The sequence below is a fragment of the Pseudomonas silensiensis genome, assembly GCF_050434865.1.
GTDB lineage: Bacteria > Pseudomonadota > Gammaproteobacteria > Pseudomonadales > Pseudomonadaceae > Aquipseudomonas > Aquipseudomonas fluorescens_W.
In genome coordinates this window covers 111,976-130,854 of the sequence record NZ_JBNDJH010000005.1, presented here as the reverse complement: position 1 = coordinate 130,854, position 18,879 = coordinate 111,976, and the positions used below count along the sequence as shown (strand labels likewise).

The 18,879-nt window shown below is 60.7% G+C and carries 8 protein-coding genes; 4 read left to right on the top strand and 4 right to left on the bottom strand.

The features are described 5' to 3' along the window. The first annotated feature begins 130 nt into the window (after positions 1-130). Both QF010_RS08990 and QF010_RS08985 read left to right on the top strand, forming a co-directional pair. Complete coding sequence (locus tag QF010_RS08990) at positions 131-1,600, top strand: DUF3300 domain-containing protein (protein ID WP_429532923.1); 1,470 nt, start codon at positions 131-133, stop codon at positions 1,598-1,600. A gap of 26 nt (positions 1,601-1,626) precedes the next feature. Beyond that, positions 1,627-2,514, top strand: coding sequence for a DUF2950 domain-containing protein (locus QF010_RS08985; RefSeq protein WP_429532922.1), 888 nt, complete (start codon positions 1,627-1,629; stop codon positions 2,512-2,514). 8 nt (positions 2,515-2,522) lie between these two features. Here the strand turns inward: QF010_RS08985 and QF010_RS08980 are convergent, their stop codons facing one another. Further along, the gene (locus tag QF010_RS08980) at positions 2,523-3,203 is read right to left on the bottom strand and encodes a TetR/AcrR family transcriptional regulator (RefSeq protein WP_429532921.1); all 681 of its coding nucleotides are present in this window, start codon (positions 3,201-3,203) and stop codon (positions 2,523-2,525) included. Between the two features lie 97 nt (positions 3,204-3,300). Here QF010_RS08980 and QF010_RS08975 point away from each other — a divergent pair, with 97 nt between their 5' ends. Then, on the top strand, positions 3,301-3,726 hold the full coding sequence (locus tag QF010_RS08975) for a DUF2871 family protein (protein WP_429532920.1): 426 nt from the start codon (positions 3,301-3,303) through the stop codon (positions 3,724-3,726). Positions 3,727-3,988: 262 nt separating this feature from the next. Then, complete coding sequence (locus tag QF010_RS08970; protein WP_082459189.1) at positions 3,989-4,396, top strand: hypothetical protein; 408 nt, start codon at positions 3,989-3,991, stop codon at positions 4,394-4,396. Positions 4,397-4,499: 103 nt separating this feature from the next. Here QF010_RS08970 and QF010_RS08965 read toward each other — a convergent pair whose 3' ends face one another. The 3 genes from QF010_RS08965 to QF010_RS08955 form a co-directional block, all read right to left on the bottom strand. Next, a complete protein-coding gene (locus tag QF010_RS08965) occupies positions 4,500-5,195 on the bottom strand; it encodes a tRNA (adenine(22)-N(1))-methyltransferase (RefSeq protein ID WP_429532919.1) in 696 nt (231 codons plus the stop codon). A 514-nt stretch (positions 5,196-5,709) separates the two neighbouring features. Next, positions 5,710-7,176, bottom strand: coding sequence for an ArnT family glycosyltransferase (locus tag QF010_RS08960; protein WP_429532918.1), 1,467 nt, complete (start codon positions 7,174-7,176; stop codon positions 5,710-5,712). A 351-nt stretch (positions 7,177-7,527) separates the two neighbouring features. Next, positions 7,528-18,462 (bottom strand): peroxidase family protein, encoded by a 10,935-nt coding sequence (locus QF010_RS08955; protein ID WP_429532917.1) that lies wholly within the window; start codon positions 18,460-18,462, stop codon positions 7,528-7,530. Between the last annotated feature and the right edge of the window lie 417 nt (positions 18,463-18,879).

The window sequence follows — 18,879 nt, the reverse complement described above, 5'->3', positions numbered from 1 at the left end:
CTGCTCCACGCTACGGGAGGCTAAAACAGGGGTGTCTGCTACCCTTACTGGAGTCATTAAAGTCGGCTGTTTTCACTCCCTGACGCTGATCCAGTCCTCTCAAGCCTGTCTGACCACAAGGGATGGGGCGATGCGCACTTCATTACTTTACGCGGTGTCCGCTGTACTGGTTCTAAGTGGATTTTCTTGCCTGGCGCAGACGCCAGCAGCGCCCGCAAACGCTGCCGACACGGCGTCCCTGACGGCCCCGGCGAAAAAAGATGTCGTGTTTACCCAGGAGCAGCTGGATCAAATGCTGGCGCCCATTGCGCTGTACCCGGACCCACTGTTGGCACAGGTATTGATGGCCAGCACCTACCCCGGGGAAATCGCCGAGGCGGTCACCTGGTCCAAAGCCCATCCGGACGCCAAGGGCGATGATGCGGTCAAACAAGTGTCGAGCCAAACCTGGGACCCGAGCGTACAGGCGCTGGTTGCCTTCCCACAGGTCCTGGCAACCCTGGGACAGGACCCCGTCTGGGTACAGCGCCTGGGCGATGCCTTTCTGGCGCAACCCGACGATGTCATGGACGGCGTGCAACGCTTGCGGCATCAGGCGCAGGCAGCAGGCAACCTGCAGAGCAACCAATATCAGAACGTGACGGTTCAGGCTGCACCTGCACCGGCCGCTCAGGCCCCTGCCGCTGCTCCTGCCAGCAGCTCCACTACCATCGTCATCGAACCTGCCGACCCGCAGGTGGTGTACGTCCCCACGTACAATCCGACCACCACCTATGGCACCTGGGCCTACCCTGCTTCGCCGCCCGTTTACTATCCACCGCCCCCCGCTTATTACCCCGGATCGGCCTTGATGGCCGGGCTGGCGTTCGGGACCGGCGTGGCGATCGTCGCCTCGTTGTGGGGCGACTGTGACTGGGACAACAACGACATCGACATCGACGTCGACCGCTACAACAACATCAATCGCAACACCCAGATCAACAGGAACCAGAACAAGTGGCAGCACAACTCCGTTCATCGCGATGGCGTTCCCTATCGGGACAGCAGGAGCCGCGAGCAGTACGGCCGACAACTGGACGGTGCCAATCAACGTGAGGCCTTTCGCGGGGATAATGCCCAACGCGCCCAGGCGCGTGAAAAGGCCCGCAGTTCAATGGACAGGCACGGTATCGAACGACCGGCCACCACCAATCGCCAGGCCCGTGATCAAGCGCGCAGAGCGGAGTCCGCACCTTCGGTCGGTAATCGCATGCAAGCCGGGGCAGACAGACCGAAGGCGTCTGACAGAAGCCAAGGCACCGGCAGAAATATCCGGGAAAATCAGCAGCCCAGACAACAGACCGCTCAGACGGGTCAGCGGCGCCAGGAGTTATCTCAGGCGCGCCAAGGAACGCAAACGCGCCCGACCGCCAGCCCCGGCAGCGCACGCAATAACGCTTTCGCGGGCGCACGATCCCCGTCCCAATCGAACGCCCAGGCCCTCCGTGGTCGAACCAGCCAGGCATCCGCCACGCGCCCCAGTGCTGCGCGATCCGCCGGTCAACAGATCAGCAGACCGTCCAGTCCTCCCGCGCGCCAAAGAGGGGGGGGCCGGCGTTGAAAAACCATCCTCGAGAGAAAGCATTCATGGGCTTGCTACCTCGTATCCTGATGATCAGCAGCCTGGCATGGTCATGCGTGGCGACGGCACAGCAGGCCTTTCCAACCCCGGAAAAGGCTGCTCAGGCGTTCGTCGAAGCACTGGGTACCGAACACGCCGATCAGGCACGCCTGACGCAGTTGCTGGGTGAAGAGTGGCGCAGTTTCATCCCGCGAGGTGGCGTCCAGCGCAGCGACGTGGATGCGTTTTTGAAGCTTTACCGCGAGCAACATGCCATCGAAAAAACCAGTGAGCGCAAAGCGGTCCTGTCGGTCGGCAGTGACCACTGGACACTGCCGATACCCCTGGTAAAAGCCGAAAAGGGTTGGCGCTTCGACATCAAGGCGGGAAGCGCCGAAATCCGTACGCGGCGAATCGGCAGCAACGAACTGGCCGCGGTGCAATCGGCGCTGACCTATCACGACGCCCAGATGGACTATGCGTCAGAGGACCGTGACGGCGACGGCGCCCTCGAATATGCGCAGAAATTCTTCAGCACTCCGGGCAAGCACGACGGACTCTATTGGGCGGACGACGACAGCAGTCAAATCAGCCCGTTGGGGCCGATGTTCGGCAACGCCATCGCCGATGAAGACTGGCATGGTTACCACTTCCGCATCCTCGACGGACAAGGTCCATCGGCACCTGGCGGCGCCTACAGTTACCTCATCGGCGACAAGATGAGCCGCGGCTTTGCCCTCATCGCCTGGCCGGCGAAATACGATGACACCGGGGTGATGAGTTTCATGATCAGCCATGAGGGCCAAGTGTTTGAGAAAGACCTGGGACCCGAGGGTTATAAACTGGCGCTGTCGATGAAGCGGTTTGATCCCGATGACAGCTGGCACGAGGTCACCGCAGATCAGAAGCCGTAACATCGGTGTCATGGAGGAGAAGACCGCGAGTTCTTATGCAAAGTGTCGCGCTTTCGTCGCGCTTGTTCTTCCTCCGTCAGTGCCTGACGAACGAGCGCCCGAGCCGCCCAGGCGGCGGTGTCGAGTGATTCTTCGACGCTCGCGCGACTGATATCGCGCACGGCGATCAAAGCCTCGGTGCCCATGACGATCGACAGGGCCTGCTTCAGTCGTTTGCGCGCCCGAGGTGAGAGCACGTCCTTCAGCGAGTCGACAATCGGCTCAATGTAGCTCATGCGCCGACCCGGCCGCAGGGGCTCGTGGGACTCACTGTCGAGCCACACGGTCATGAACGAACGTTCCATCACGTGCAGGCCGATCTCGTCGTCGATCAAGAGTTTGTTCAACGCGTTCGCCGCCAGACCGATGCCCTTTACCGGATCATCTCCCTGCCGCCAGATGTGCTCCAGCGGCGTCATTTCACGATCGGCCGCCGTCTCGCTTATCAACGCCTCAGTCGAAGGAAAGTAGCGATACGCCGTGGCGCGCGACACCATCGCGCGCTCGGCCACTTGCGCAACAGTTGGGTTATGGCCCTCGTCGCGCAATGCGGCGGCGGCATCGATAAGTGCCTGGCGCGTTCGGCCCCGCTGGTTGGCGCGGCCCTGATCGCCATCACGGATAGACGGGCTTGACTTCGAGGTCGTCATGGGATAAATGAGATCCTGTCTTGTAATGAGACTCAAGTCTCATGATAGACGATTTCTCAGCAACTGAGCGCGCCTCAGGGCGCATGAGGTGAATGCCATGAATCACACACCCCGTTCGCGGACCTGGTTTCGGCTCGCTGCCCTCTACTTTGCCATTGGCGTCGTGTTGGGCGTGGCGATGGGCGCTTCCGGCGACCACTCGCTCTTCGCGGTACATGCCCATGTCAATCTGTTGGGATGGGTATCGATGGCACTGTTCGGACTCATCGGCACTGCGCACCCGTCGATCACCGAAGGGCGCACTGCTGCTGCACAGTTCTGGACGTACAACGTTGGCGTCCCGGTGATGCTCGGCGCACTGACGCTGCGCCTCAAGGGCTTCCCATCCGTCGAGCCATTGATTGCCGTCGCATCAATCCTCATTGGCTGCAGCGTCCTGCTTTTTGTGTGGCTGGTGTTTTCGCGCATCGGTATGACGGCCGAGCGCTTGAGCCGCGCGACACGCGAATCGCGCCTGTCATAACGCGCAAAACCAGTAGCAGCGTTTGGGCAGCGTATCGGTGCGGGGGTGAGATCTGCTTCGGATCGATTGCTGCCCTTCGCCAGCAAACCTCAAGGGTGCGGAACACGGAGGCCGGTCGCTATTTAAGCAGCGGCTCCCTAGAACTTTTCCCTATTTATCTGTCTATGTGGATAGGCATATCCACTCGGCAAGCGCGAACCCGCAGGCTTCCCGCAGGCAGATGGCCACACGTCCGATTGTCAATCAGAGGTTGTCTTCGCTCATGAAATTCCATGACCCACGAATGATGCTCTTCGGCCTGTTCGCGCTCGCGGCAGTGGGCTCGGCATCAGCAACTCAGATGAAGACCTCAACCCCTGTTTTCGCAACTGAAGTCTCAGTCGTTCAGGCGCCTGTCCAGGCCGCCGGCAACCCATGGCCGACCTTGGCCAGTATGGCCGGCAAGCAGCCAGGGCCGTTGCTTGCCCATGACGACCGATACTGGCGTGACGACCGTTGGCATGATCGTAGAGACGATTGGCGCCGAGACGACTGGCGTAGAGAGCAGTGGCGTAGAGAGCAAGCCCGCCGAGAAGCTGAACGCCATCGTTATTGGGAGCGCCACCATGATCGGGATGATCGGGCCATGCGGTACCGCTACGAGGACGATCGCCGCTACTATCGTCGCTAGTGCGAAGCCATGGGATCAACCCGCCTGCAACACTCCTTCTGCTGAAACAGAATTTAGTTGCGTTGCATCGACCGGTTGAATTCGTACATACCCTGGACCGAATTCAAGCCAGCAGCTCGGTGATCCACCGGGCCTGCCGGGCGATGTCTTGCACCTTCTCCTCGGGCACGGCCTGCCGCGCACGGGCGAACTGGGACAGGGTCTTCTGCTTCTCGCGCAGCATGCGCTGCCACTTGATCAGGAACGCCGGGCTGCGTGCCTGCATCTGCAGCGGGCCGAAGTACAGCTCCTCGGCGGTGTACATCACCGGCCCGGCGCGCTCGGCGACGATGATTTCGTAGTCGAAGCGATTTTCCCGCAGCAGTTCCTCAAAGAGGATGCGGTAGCCATTTTCCATCAGCCATTGGCGCAGTGGCTGCTCGCCGCCGTTGGGTTGCAGAATAAGGCGTTCCTGGCCACTCAGGCGCGCCTTGCCGCTGTCGAGGATGTCGCGGATAGTCTCGCCGCCCATGCCGCAGATGCTGATCGCCGTAATCCCGTCTCCCGGCTCGATCGCCGCCAGACCGTTGGCCAGGCGCACGGTGATCCGCTGGTCCAGGCCGTTCTCGCGCACGGTGCGTTCGGCCGAGTGGAACGGCGTCATTGCCACCTCGCCGGCCACCGCCGCCGTGATGGCGCCACGGCGCATCAACGCCACCGGCAGGTAGCCGTGATCCGAGCCGATATCGGCCAGGCGAGCACCTGCTGGCACATGCGCCGCCACGCGCTCCAGGCGCATGGACAATGTGTGTTCGTTCAACCGCAGTTCCTTTTTCAGTGTCCGCATCAGGTCGATATCAGCAGGCGGCGAAAGGCACAAGCACCTGGGATATTGCCGTACCCAGTGTGAGAAATCCCCCATAAATGGGTCGTATTACCCGCATCCTGTTTCAACCTCTTCGATGGAGAACTGACCCACAGAATCAGGCTGCCCCGCTGGCGGGGAATTATAGGCTGTTTAGTTTTTTGGCATAGAGAATGCTGGGAGTTCACTAGCGCATTAATCGAGAGTTTGAAGCTGTTTTTCCACTGGAAAAACAGCTTTCCCGGGGGCACTCCTTATACATGCAACCGTTGCCTTGAAAAACACCTGCGCCGCAGATCAGGCGAGCAATGCCAGACCTTCTGAGGAGTCACTTTCATGCGCATCGAGCCGCTAATCCTCACGCTGGTACTCATTCTTTTCATTTTTGCGATAGGGGCAGCCTGGAGTCTTATCAGCTTGTTCAGCAGTTAAGAGTCCGTGGGAAGCACTCATCACGTTTGACGCAGTTTCAAAGGTTGATCTGGCCCTGATTGGCGCACAAAGAGCCCAGCCCGAGCAGCAGGGCCGAACGCTTGGGTTTCAGATACGACTCGATCCGCGTCAGGGTGCAAGGCGCCAGGGCTTGCAATGCCGCAGGAAGCGGTTCCTGGACAAACAGCAGGCCCGGCGTATGGGCTACGCTGCTGGCCTGCGACTCGGTGATCGAACTGACGGGCCGCCCCATGTAATAGACCAGGCGAATGTCCGCAGATCCCAAGCTATAGGTCGGGAAGTTTGGGTATGCGTCGGTGGCGGCCTTTATCTGCGGAAATCCATCGATCCGATGGGCGAACACCCGCCCTTCAAGACCCAAGTAGAACAGCGTGTATCCCGCCAGTACCACGGCAGGAACAATTCGCAGACTCCAGCGCTGCCAAGGGTGCCGGGCCTGGGTCAGCAGTTGGCTCCAGTGCCAGGCCAACAGCAGGGCAATGGCCGGGTAGATAGGCAACAGGTACTTGGCGTGCTTTTCGGTGAACAGCGAGAACAGCAGCAGCGGCACCAGAATGCAACACAGCAACAGGGTCAGCTGCGGGCTCAGACGGATGGCGCGCCAGAGTTGCCGCGGCCGCACCAGTAATATCAGCCAGAAGGGAAAGAAATCCCCACCCAGATACAACAGATAGGCATACCAGGCTTCTGCCCCCTGGCCATGGATTTTCTTGACGATGTCTTCGTTGAGGATGGCCGACCAGATGCCCCAGCCCTCCTGCATGGACACAGCCAGATACCAGGAAGTCCCGACCAGCACCGCAAGCATCCAGCCCCAGCCGTCACACAGAAAAGCGCGAGCCAGACGATCGCGGCTGATCAACGCATAGACCAGTATCGGTGCGGTCACCCACAACAGGCAGACCGGTCCCTTGGTCAGCAAGGCACAGCCGAGCAGCCCGTAACTGAGCCAGACCCAGACGCGACCGCCTTGCTCAAACAGAAAGCGCCATGCGCAAAAGAGCGCCAGCAGGCACAGGCCGGTCAAAGGCATTTCTATTTCTGCCCGGCGGGCAAACAGGCTGAACCCGGCATTCGCCGCCAGGAACACCACAGCCAGCAGCGCCACTTGTCGCCCGGCGAATGCACAAGCCTGGCGATACAAGGTCAGACAACACAGCGTCGCAAACAGCGCCGAAGGCAGGCGCACGCTCCATTCGGAGAGGCTGCCCAGCAGTGACGTGCTGACCAGGGCCAGCCAATAGAACAGCGGCGGTTTAGACAGGTACAGCTCGCCGTTCATGTACGGCAGCAGCCATTGGCCGGCCTCGTGCATTTCCCGTGTCGTAACGGCGCGCCGGGCTTCATTGACGCTCATGAACGGCAAACTCCCCAGTCCCCAGTAAAACAACAACAGGAGCAACACCGCCACGCCCAGGGTTTGCCAGTCCAGCGCGCGCCGCGCGGTTTGCGTCGGCAGGAATGCCTCGCCTTCTTTACTCATACCCGCCTTACCCCTTTCCCAAGATGCACGAAAATACGTGAGTCTGCCCAACGGGTCAGCTCATCGTGTTTTCGTGAACGAATAACAACGCATTGCGCCTTCACGTAAGTTCCCGCTGGTTTCCAACGGAACACGAAGTGTAGCCAAGGCTGTAGAAAAGTTAACGTACGCTAATCACTGTCTAGTCCAAAAATGGGTTTACACCTGTTTCACCCCAACACCTGATACTTCCAGGGTGTTTCACCCCATTTTCAGTTCAACAATCAGCCCGTTTTTTTAAATAAAAAAAGGGAGGGCATTCATGCCCTCCCTTCCTCTTTTCACGCGTCTGCGACAGTACTGATCAGGACCTCAAGTGGCGAGAATGAAGTCTGCGGCAGTGACGGTTGTTGCATCGGCCACACCGACCAGGCGGATGGAATCAGCTATTCCTGGGGCGCTGATCAAGGTATCCGCACCGACATCGGTGATGACGACGGTGCCGGCAAAGGTCGCAGCCGTGACGCCGAACGCGGAAATATCGAGCAGGTCCTGCCCTCCCACCGCGTTGGCATCGAAGCCGATGATCTGATCGACCCCGAAGCCCGATGCGAACATGAAGATATCGTTGCCACTGCTGGCAACCATCACGTCGTTGCCGGCACCGCCAGTGACCGTATTGTTGCCAATACCGCCATCGATAACGTCATTGCCGGCACCACCCAACAATGTGTCGTTACCGTCACCCCCGAGCAGCGAGTCGTTGCCTGCACCGCCATTCAGTGTGTCGTTGCCGCCGTTGCCGGTGAGGATATCGTTACCGCCGCCACCATTGAGGGTGTCATTACCCACCCCGCCGGTGATGGCGTTATTCAACCCGTTACCGTTGCCGACGAAGTTGCCGGCTCCGGAGTAGGTCAGATTCTCGACATCAGCGCCCAGCGTGTAGCTGGCCAGCGAAGTCTGCACGGTGTCCGTACCGGCACCCGCCACCTCGACCACCACGTCTGCGGCTGAATCGACAACGTAGGTATCGTTGCCGGCTCCCCCCACCAACCGGTCAGCACCTGCACCGCCATCGAGGAAGTCGTTACCCACCCCGCCGGTGATGGTGTTGGCCAGCGCGTTACCGGTACCGGTGAAGTTACCGGCGCCCGTATAGGTCAGGTTCTCGACGTTGGCACCGAGCAGGTAGTTCGTCAGGCTGGTTTGCACCAGATCGGTACCACCACCCAGCGCCTCGGTGACGGAGTCACCGACGTTGTCGACCACAAAGGTGTCGTTGCCGGCACCGCCGTTCATGGCATCCGCGCCGAGCCCACCGTTGAGGGTGTCGTTGCCGTCCTCGCCATTGAGGACGTCGTTGTCGTCTCCGCCGTTGAGGATGTCGTTGCCAGTGCCGCCAAACAACTGGTCGCTACCGGCCAGGCCATTCAGCGTATCGTTCCCGCCCAGGCCAGACAGCACATCGTTACCCGCGGTGCCGGTGAGGGTGTTCGCCAAAGCGTTGCCCTGCAGTACCACGCCCTGTATCACCACCGCCGCCGTCGCCGCCGAGGTCACCGACTCCAGCGTGCCGAAGCCATCGGTGTAGCGCACGATCACTCGCAGTTGCAGATTGACCTGCGCCGCACCAGGGGTGAAGGTCGCAGCAGTCGCGCCGTTGATGTTAGTGAAGGACGTACCGACACCTTGCTGCCACTGGAAGCTGAAGGTGCCCAGCCCATCGGCATCGGCAATCCCGGCCGTCAGCGCGGTCAGCACCTGCCCTTGATCCGGTGTCGTATCGCTGATCAGCAACACGCCTGTCGGTGCATCGTTGACGTTGGCCACCGGCCCCAGGACGTTGGATGAAACGCTTTCGGCCGCACCGAAGTCATCCACGTAACTGACCACCACGCGCACTGCCTGGCCGACCTGAGCCTGGCCAAGCGCGAACGTGCTGCCGGTAGCGCCGGCGATGTTGACGAAGCCAGGCCCGTTGTTCGCCTGCCATTGGTAGGTGAACTGCGGATTGCTGAGGCCATCAATGTCGATGATGCTCGCCGGGTTAGCCGTCAACACCTGGTTCTGCACTGCAAGCCCGGTTACGGTCGGCCCTGCAGTCGGTGCATCGTTGACGTTGTCCACCGGCCCGAGGATGTTGGACGAAACGCTTTCGGCTACACCGAAGTTATCCACGTAACCCATCACCACGCGCACTTCCTGGCCGACCTGAGCCTGGCCAAGCGCGAACGTGCTACCGGTAGCGCCGGCGATGTTGACGAAGCCAAGCCCGTCGTTCGCCTGCCACTGGTAGGTGAACTGCGTAGTGCTCACGCCATCGAGGTCGACGATGGTCGACGGGTCAGCGGTCAACACCTGGTTCTGCACTGCAAGCCCGAGAACGGTCGGCCCTTCGGTCGGTGTACTGTTCCCGGACGACTCGACGATCTCCAGCGTGCCCTTGGCATCCTGATACACCGCACGGACGCGGATGTTCAGCCCCGCCACATCGTCCGCCACCCGGTAGGTGGCGCCGATCGCCCGCGATACCTCGCCAGCGGCGACAAAGGTGATGTCTTCAAAGACGCCCGATCCAGGAATGTTTTCGACCTGCCAGTAGTAAGCCACTCCGCCGGTCACAGCACCGGTCGGATTGGCCACACTCTGGTTGTCCGCGTCGCGTACCGCCGAATCACTGACACGCAGCAACTGGCCGGCCACAGGCGTTTCATCACGCACACCGGTGGCAGCATCGAGGATTGCCAGATGACCCAATGGGTCGTTGTTTTGGGCGGTCCCCACTCCGGACGGCAGCGCACCGTCAGCGAACTGCAGACGCTCGATGCCCGTCAGACGATCGACGCCATCACGCCCTGCCACCGAGTCGGTCACGATGACCGTGTTGCCATCGATCTCGATACCGTATTCGCCCAAATTACCGGTGAACAACGCGGTGTCGAAGCTGTTATCGCCGCTCTTAATCTCCCGCACAATGACCAGCTGGCCCGGGTTGTAAGTACCGTTCAGCATGAACGGCACCATCGGCTCCATGCTGTCGAACGTGGCGATTTCCGGGCCAGTGCCATCAGCGTTCGCCCGTACGCTGATGCGCACGTTCAGCCACTTGTCACCATCGATGATGTCGTCACCACCGCGACCTTCGATCAGGTCGCTACCGCTACCGCCGAGGATGATGTTGCCGCCGTCGTAGAACGTCGCTCCGGCTGGCAGCAAATCAGCCAGGCCGTTGATCAGGTTGATGTTGGTCAACACACTGCCGGTTGCACCCGCAGTGGGCAGCGATGTGGCATCTTCGCTATCACCGCGCAGGAAGTCACCGTGCGATGAACCCGACAGACCTTCCACGATGTCGAAGCGCACCAGCGCTGAAGCACCCGAACCCGGCACCGGTGGAACATCGAAAAAGCGGTCGCTGTAATCGATGGTCACGCCCTGGGCGAGGTCCTTGAAGGTTGCCCAGTCATAGCCGGAGCCGCCGATATAGCGGTCACCCATGCCAAGACTGCCGACCATGATGTCGTCGCCGCCTTCGGCATTGAACTTGTCGTTCTCGTTGCCGCCGATGAACACATCGTTGCCGATCACCGGGTCATTGCCAGCCGGGTCGAAGTTGTCGCCAGGTGCACCGTCCGAAGTGCCCTTCTCGATCCAGTCGTCGCCTTCGTTACCCATGTCCTGTTCGTTGGCTTTGCTGCCCAGGATGAAGTCGTTGCCCTGGCCACCAATGGCCTCGGAAGCGTCTTCACCGGTGATGATGAAGTCATTGCCGAACCCGCCAATGATCAGGTTGACGCCGTTGCCTCCATGCAGCACGTCGTTGCCGTCGCCACCCTGGATGTTATCGTCGCCACCGAGGTCGGTGATGATGTCGTCGCCGGCGCCACCGCGCAGTTGGTCGTTGCCGTTACCGCCTTCGATGCGATCGTTGCCGGCATCCCCCCAGACCGTGTCATCGCCACCACCCGAGACGAGGATGTCTGCGCCGTTGGTGCCACCCATCACGATGTGCTCGTCACCCGAGTACCGGATGTAGTTGGCGTCCGGCCCCGCGGTCAGCGGATTGTCGCGGAACACCACCTGATCGTTGTTATCGGAAAGCGGATCGGCGTTGCCCAGGCCATCGTTGTACTGCTTGCTCTGGTCCCTTTCCAGATAGAACGCAGGGTCCGAGAACACCAGGCCCGGCAAGTGCGTGGCCGAGGTGTTGGCCATGATCAACTTGGCGAACGAGTTGCTTTCCAGTTCGGCGTTCATCGACAGACCAGCGGTACGTTCCAGGTAGTAGAAGCGGTCACCGTCCTGCAGTTTTTCCAGCTGGTTCTCGAACACGAAGTTGAAGGTCGTGCCGAGCATGCCGCCAAACGGAGTTTTCTCTTCGGCCAGGCCGCCGATCCAGAGGTCGATGGCATCGACGCCCGTGATCGTCACTCCCTTCAGATCGTCGGCAGTCCCCATCACCCCATCCTTGCCGGCGCGCGTTACGTTGGCCCAGTCACCGCTGCCGTTGAGGAAGGCCAGGCGGTCAGACGGCGCATCAGCACCACCAAATACCAGCGCCATGGCTGCAGCGCGTTTTTCTGCCAGCGTGTCCGCCGCCGTGATCGTCTCATGCGTGCCATAGGCCGCGATGAAGTTGATCAACGACTCCGGATGTTTGAGATGCTGCACCAGGTCGACCCAGCTGCTGTACGGCTTGAGTTGGGTATCACCGGTTTGGCTGAAGATGTCGCGGCGGATCGCATTGAGCGAGGGAATCCCCACGTCACGGCCACGGGCGAGGTTGAGCGCCGGCAGGTCGAGCGGCAGACCCAGCAGGTTATTGCGCAGCGCCTCAGTGACGAACTCGTCGATTTCGTTACCGGCCTGGCGAGTCACCCCACGAATAATCGCACTGGTCGCATCCTCTGGCGTCACCCCACTGGCGGCGTACGCCAACGGGTTGAGGAACGCCGCGATCAAGCCGATTTGCTGATTCGGATCACCGTTGTTCGGATCGCCAATCACGTTGAAATTGGCGTCGAAGCGATCGACGGTCTCGGTCAGCATCGAGTGGCCAAACCGGTACACGGTGTGGGCGAACTCGGCGACGATCGAGGCATCGAGGTCGACGTCATAGACTTGGGTCGGTGCGAAGAACAGGTCGACCCTGGGCTGGATGGTCCGCGCAAACTCCTCGAACACCAGGTGCTGATACTGCATCTCGGTGCCGAACTTGGCAGCCTGGAACAAGCGCTCGCCATTCCACACCAGCGCATCGATCTCAGCCTGGTTGACCGGCAAAGCACTCACCGGGTTGAGCAGCCATTCGTTGAGGAAGGCCACGTCATGCGAATCGAGCACGGTGTCCTTGGTCTGTGCGACCAGCCGATTGTGCTCGGAGTGGAAGATCGCATGCACCGCGGTCAGGCCGATGTTCTCGTTGACCCGGCCGTCGCCAGCGATGTAGTGAGCGTCGAGCAGTTCGTTGTCATAGGTCAGGTTGTTGCCGCCTGGGCCCGCTGGCTGCGCATTGCCGACATCAGTGTCAGTATCCGCCTGCAGAACCCCGCCGACGATGACCGGCGCTGCATTGTTGTTGATGTCGACGAGGAACTGGTGACCGGTGCGCACCGCATTGGTCAGGCTAATGGGAGACAGCGGATTGCCTTCGACAAGGACATCATCAGCCGTGCCACCCAGACCGTCCGCACCCTTCATCACGACCATCGGGAAGCCGTTCGGCCCCTTGATGAAATTGCCGTAGGCGTCAGTCGCCAACAACGGGGCGTTGCCGACGTCGGCATCGGTAAGGTGGATACCCAGGATGTCGTTGGCCTGCGCCTTGACCACCTTCCAGGTCGCCATGCCACCGATTTCGGTGTCGTCCGCGGTGCCATACTTGCCATCCAATCCCAGGTCAACGTTAGTGATCAGCCTGCCGGTCGCGATGGGGCCGTTGTCGGTCAGCTCATAACCGCGCAGGAAAACCTGGTGCGACGGGTGCGAGCTGTAGGTCTGGTTTTGATCCACAAACGGCGAGGTGGTGTTGGTGTGCTCATGGATGTCGTCGGCCGTGCCGAGAACACCATCCGCCCCTGGCAGGTTGGTCGCGCGGGTCAGCACCATGAAGTTGGCGTTGCCGCCTTCCACATACAGCGGATCATCCGGTTGCAGCGGGATGAAAATGGTGCCCGAACCGCCTTTGGTCACCAGGTCCAGACCGTGATCGAAGAACTGCCCGAAGAAGGTCATCCAGGCGTTGAACGGCGCGGACAACCCCGCATCCGCCGTGGTGTTCTCGAACAGGTACACATCGTGGTCGTCGTCAGTACCGAACTGACCATCCATGCCCGGGCTGGCGACTATCCGTACGCCATCCTTAAGCACGTCGTCGTTACCCACCTCGCCGAAGTTGAGCACACCATCCGCACCCGGGTCGTAAGCCGTGGCATAGGCCGCCGGGTTATTCGACGTCTGGTCGACGATCAGATTACTGATGGTGCGCGGCTGCGAGTCAAACACAGAGCCGCTGGTCTGCTGATACGACGATCCCGGAATGGCCGGCGAGCCGGGGCCAAAGAATCCGGCAGGTGCACCTTCCGCCGGATTGAAGACCGGAGTGCTCAAACGCGGGAAGGTGTTATCGGCGGCACCAAACTCGGTGTTGTTAATGCCGTTGAGGTTCATCAGGTTGTTGTTCGAGCCATCGACCGCACGCAGGCCCAAGGGTGCGCGGATATTCGGGATCAGCGAGAGGATGTCCTGACCGGCCGCGTCTGCCTCGGCAATCTTGATTTGATCAAGAATGAAGTTGAGGTCGGAGCGGACCATGTGAAGGCCCTCGCCACCCGCCGTGGCATCGACGACAGGTGTCGGCGCCGTCGGCACAACCGGCGCGCCGGGAACCACCACGGCCGTCGGCTGCGAGAACACTATTTCAGTCGTGCCATGACCATCCTGGTAGATCGCCTTGACCCGCAGTGACAGCCCGGCAAGGTCCGGGGAGACCTTGAACGAGGTGCCGTCGGCACTTTGGAACGCCAGGTCGCCGGCCGGCAACAGGATGATGTCCTCGAATACGCCGGTGCCTGGATTTGCCTCGAACTGCCAATAGTAGGAAACCGAGGTGTTGTTGACCGTACCCTGCAGATTACCCACCGCGATGTTGTTGGCATCGCGCACACCAGCCATGCTCACCGTCAGTGTGTCGCCCACGGTGATCGCGCCGCCGTTTCCGTCCGTGACGGTCGGCCTGCCCACCGGTTGTGCGTTCAGCCCCGTCACCAGCACTTGCTGGGTATCGGCGAATTGCAGGCGTTCGATATGCAGCAAGGTATCGGTGCCGTCGCGGCCCGCTACGGTATCGGCCACCGTCCAGACATCGTCCGCCACATTGAGCGTGCCGCGGGTGTCACGTGTCACCGTATACTCGGACTGGAGCCCGGAGAAAATGGCGGTGTCGAAGGCCGCCCCGCCCGTCGAGGTGCCGGACATGATTTCCCGCACGGCCTTGAGCTGACCCGGGTTATACGTGCGGTCCAGCATCAGCGGGATCATATCGACCATGCTGTCGAAGGAGGCGATCTCGGGACCGGTATGGTTGACGTCGTCGGCGGCATACACCGCAATTCTGACGTTGATCCATTTGTCGCCATCGATCAGATCATCGCCCCCCCGGCCCTCGATCAGGTCACTGCCATTGCCACCGAGGATGATGTTGCCCGTGGCAAAGCCGGTGGTCGGCAAACCGGCATCGGCCAGAAACTGCTCCAGTCCGTGGATCAACGCCACATTGGTCAGCGCACCGCCCGTGGCACCACCGTGGTTGACGATAGTGACCGCATCAACATCATCGCCTTTGAGCACATCGCCGTATTTCGAACCGGACAAGCCTTCGACCTCGGCAAAACGGTCGAGAATCGAGGCCGGCGAGGCGCCGACCGGATTGAACACCCCGGCGTTCTGGTTTGGCGCATTGCCGTGTGGCTGCGCCAGCGCGGCCAAGGACAGATCAACGGTCACACCAACCCTGTCATTCTTGTAGGTCACCCAGTCGAAACCGGACATACCGTCCATCTTGTCCTGGGCATCGCTGCCGACAAAGATGTCATCGCCACCCTCGCCGATCATTTCATCGAAGCCACCACCACCGACAAAGATATCGTTGCCGACCACATCGTCATTGAGCAACGGCGAGAAGTTATCGCCAGGCGCACCGTCCTGCGTGCCCTTCTCGATCCAGTCATCACCTTCGTTGCCGGTAGGTGGCAGGTTGGTCTTGGCGCCGAGGATGAAATCGTCACCCTGACCGCCGAAGGTCGTAGTGATGTCTTCGGTGGTGACGATGAAATCCTGGCCATCGCCCCCCAGAATCAGGTTGCCTGCAACCAGCATGCTACCGGCCACGATCACGTCGTTACCGGCATTACCTTCCAGACGGTTGTCGCCGAACGAGTCGGTGATGATGTCATCGCCCGCGCCACCCAGTACCGCATCGTTGCCGGCGCCGCCTTCGAGGCGATCGTTACCGCCGTCGCCGTAAAGGGTGTCATCGCCGTCACCGGAGATGATGATGTCATTGCCGGCCGTGCCGCCCAGGACAACATGGTCTTCACCGGTGTATTGCAGATAGTTACTGTCTGCACCCACGGTGTCGGGGTTGTCGCGGATCACCAGCGGCACGATTTCCACGCCGTTGATCATGATGCCGCCCGTCGGATCGGCTTTGCCGTCCACGCCAAGGTTAGTGAACTGATTGGCCTGATTCACTTCGAGGCTGAACGTCGGTGTCAGGAACACGGTGTTCGACAGGTGGGTGACATCGGTGTTGAGCATGATCAGCTTGGCAAAGGAGTTGTTCTCCAACTCGGTGCCGAAGTGCAGTCCCGCGGTACGCGACAGGTAGTAGAAACGGTCGCCGTTCTGCAACGCCTCCAACTGGGTTTCAAACACGAAGTTGAACGTCGAGCCGAGCATGCCGCCGAACGGCATTTTCTGCTCGGCGAGGCCACCGACCCAGAAGTCGATGTCGTCCACACCGGTGGTGGTGACGCCGTTGACCATGGCGTAGATGCCCGAACTGTTAAGAAAGTCCAGACGATCCGCTTGAGTGGCGGTAAAGGTACGCTCATCGGCAGTGCCAGCGTTGATCACCGCGCTGCCGCCGAACACCAGGGCAGCGGCAATCGCACGCATCTCCACCAGCGTATCCACGTCGGCCGCAGTCAATGCCCCGTGGGTGCCGAAGGCGGCGATGAAGTTGACCAGGGATTCGGGGTGCTTGAGGTGGTCCGCAAAGTCAGCCCAACTGATGTACGCCTTGAGTTGGCTGTCGCCGGTTGATGCGTACATCTCACGGCGTGCTTCATTCAACGTAGGGATGCCAGTGTCGCGACCACGCGCCAGGTTCAGGCTCGGCAAATCGAGCGGCAGACCGAGCAGATTGTTGCGCAACGCCTCGGTGACGAACTCGTCGATCTCGTTGCCGAGCTGACGGGTCACACCGCGAATGATCGCCCCTGCCGCTTCGTCCGCCGTCGCCCCGCTGCCGGCAAACGCCAGCGGGTTGAGGAAGGCTGCGATCAGCCCCATTTGCGAGTCCGGATTGTTCGGGTCAGTGAGGAGCGGATTGAACTCGGGGTCGAAGCGATCGACGGTCTCGGTCAACATCGAGTGACCGAAGCGATACACCACGTGGGCGAACTCGGCGAGGATGGCCGGGTTGATCGAGGTGTCATAGCCGTTGGGGGCAAGGAACCCGTCGATCTGCGGCTGAATGGTCCGTGCGAACTCCTCGAACACCAGGTGCTGGTACTGCATCTCGGTGCCGAACTTGGCGGCCTGGAACAAGCGTTCGCCGTCCCACACCAACGCCGCGATTCCGGCGGGTGTAGTCGGTATCGCGGCCACGTCGTCCACCAGCCACTCATTGAGGAAGGCCAGATCGCCGGCGGCAAGGAGGGTGTCCTTGGTTTGCTGGACCAGGCGGTTGTGTTCGGAGTGGAACACATGGTGCACGGTGGTCAGGCCGATGTTCTCGTTCACCCGGCCATCGCCGGCAATGTAGTGAGCGTCGAGCAGTTCGTTGTCGTAGGTCAGGTTGTTGCCGCCCGCGCCCACCGGCTGTGCATTGCCGATATCGGTGTCAGCATCCGCCTGCAGAACCCCGCCAACCACTACTGGCGCGGCATTGTGGGCGATGTCGTCGAGGAAGCCATGCCCGGCGCTCACGGCGCTGGCCAGACTGATCGGAGCATCCCGGTTGCCTTCGACCAGTTGAGTGATGTCATCCGCTGTTCCGGCGATCCCGTCAGCACCGTTGCTGACGCGCATCACCACCTGCGGCATGCCGCTCGGCCCGCGGATGAAGTTGCCATACGCATCGGTTGCCAGCAGCGGCACGCTGTGCACGTCGGCGTCGGTCAGGTTGATGCCGAGAATGTCACGGGCCTGCGCCTTGACCACTGCCCAGGTCGCCATGCCGCCATTTGTGCCGTCGCCATCATCGGCAGTGCCGAACTTGCCGTCGGCGCCGAGATCGCGGTTGGTGATCAAGCGCCCCGTTGCAACAGGGTCACCTGCCGCGTTGAGGACATACTCGCGCAGGAACACCTGATGCGAGGGGTGCGAGCTGTAAGTCTGGCTTTGGTCCACGAACGGCGAGGTGGTGTTGGGCTGGCCGTCATCGGCAGTGCCGAGTATTCCGTCCGCGCCGGGGGTATGCACGGCACGTGGCAGCACCATGAAGTTGGTCGGGCTGCCCGGCACGAACAACGGATCATCCGGCTGCAGCGGAATAAACACGAAGTCGGTACTGCTCTTGGTGACCAGGTCGAGGCCGTGGTCAAAGAACTGGCCAAAGAAGGTCATCCACGAGTTGAAGCCGGCGGTCAGACCCACGTCCGGCGACACGTTGGGGATGAAGAACACTTCCTTGTCGTCGGCCGTGCCGAACACGCCATCCAGACCGGGGCTGATCACCGGGTCTGCACCGCCGTTCGCTGCTACTGCGGCCGGGTTGTTGGCTGTCTGGTCAACGATCAGGTTACTGATAATCCGTGGCTGCGGGTCGACCACATTCCCTGACGCGGCATAAGCCGCTCGATACTGGGCATCAAGCACGCGCAGGAAGGAATTGTCCGCGGCGCCAAACTCGCTTTGCCCGGCGACCAGGTTGTTGTAGCTGCCATCGACGGTGCGCAGGCCGAATGGCACCTGACTGTTGGGTAGCAAATCACTGAGGCTGGCGCCATCGGCATGCGCTTCTGCGATGAAGATTTGCTTAAGGATGAACTCCAGGTCCGACTTGTTGAAATTGGCCATTTTGATTGCCCTCGATCTCTTTGGGGAAAGGACACGGGACGATAAGAATCCGCCCACGCCCAGTCCGGTGCTGGCTTGCGCAGTGTGTTGGTTCTTTTTTTTGGGCGAGCGTTGGCTCGGGAAGGCAGAGCCGTTACACGGCCCCTCCGGGATGCGCGCCTGGAATTCGCAAAGAATGGCTCGCTGAGCGATTAGGCAGAGCGAACCCTAGCCCTGGGTGGGCCATGGAAACTTGAAGTAACAGCGAACTTCCTGAACATCCCCTTCACTGCGCAGTAGAACGAAATCATCGACATGGTGTGCTCCATCGGGAAAATCATCACACCTTGCGTTGCCAAAAAGTTGACAGGCTTCAGGCGAGCGGCTCCCTCAATGACTGAGACTAAAGTTGCATAGCGAAAAATTGTCAATTTTACG